Source organism: Streptococcus sp. CCH8-C6 (assembly GCF_001557225.1).
GTDB classification, from domain to species: domain Bacteria; phylum Bacillota; class Bacilli; order Lactobacillales; family Streptococcaceae; genus Streptococcus; species Streptococcus sanguinis_C.
This window is the reverse complement of record NZ_LSJN01000001.1, coordinates 1-858: the sequence shown is the minus strand read 5'-3', so window position 1 is coordinate 858 and position 858 is coordinate 1. Positions and strand designations below refer to the sequence as shown.

1 protein-coding gene is annotated in these 858 nt (G+C 44.8%); it reads left to right on the top strand.

The annotated features are described in order from the left end of the window. Positions 1–15: 15 nt before the first annotated feature. On the top strand, positions 16–858 hold an 843-nt coding region (locus tag AX677_RS00005), incomplete at its 3' end, for an isopeptide-forming domain-containing fimbrial protein (protein WP_269450179.1).

Sequence of the window (858 nt, the reverse complement as noted above, 5' to 3'; positions counted from 1 at the left end):
CCTAACAGACCAGGTGTGACGAAGGACTCTAACGAAGTTCCGGTAACTCCACCAAGTCCAGAAGAGCCAGGCATCAAGAAGAAGGTAAATGGTAAGGCAGCTGCCACTCTTGAAACGCGTGAGGAAGAGTTTACTTATACAGTAGAAACGAAAGTTCCTTACGATGCGACAGCCTTTGAAGTAACGGATACTTTAGTTGATGTATTGACCTTCTCAGGAGATAAAGGCCAAGCTCAAGCAAGTCTGGATGGCAAAGATTTAGACGCTAAGCAAATCACTGTTGATGGTCAAACGATTAAGGTGACTCTGACAGAAGATCAAGTGAAAGCAAGCGCTGGTAAAGCAGTTGCTCTCAACTTCAAGGCTAAGATTAAAGAAGGTGCTAATCTCTCTGCTTATATCCAAAAAGATAAGATTGAAGTACCAAACAAGGCCACTTACCGAGTAGACTTCCCAGGTCGTCCAGGTGTGACGAAGGACTCTAATGAAGTCCCAGTGACCCCACCGACTCCAGAAGAACCGAAGATTAAGAAAGATGTCAACAGCAAACCAGCTGAGACGCTTACAAACCGTAACGATGTCTTCACCTATAATGTGAATACAAGCGTTCCTTATGACGCAACTGCTTTTGAAGTAACAGATACGCTAGTGGATGTTCTTGAATTTGCAGGAGATAAAGGCCAAGCAACGGCTAGTCTGAATGGTCAGCCGATCGAAGCAGGTCAAATTACGGTCGATGGTCAAACAATCAAAGTTACTCTGACAGAAGATCAAGTGAAGGCGAATGGTGGCAAAGCAGTGACTCTGAGCTTCCAAGCGAAGATTCGTGAGAATGCCAACCTTTCAGCTTATGTCACA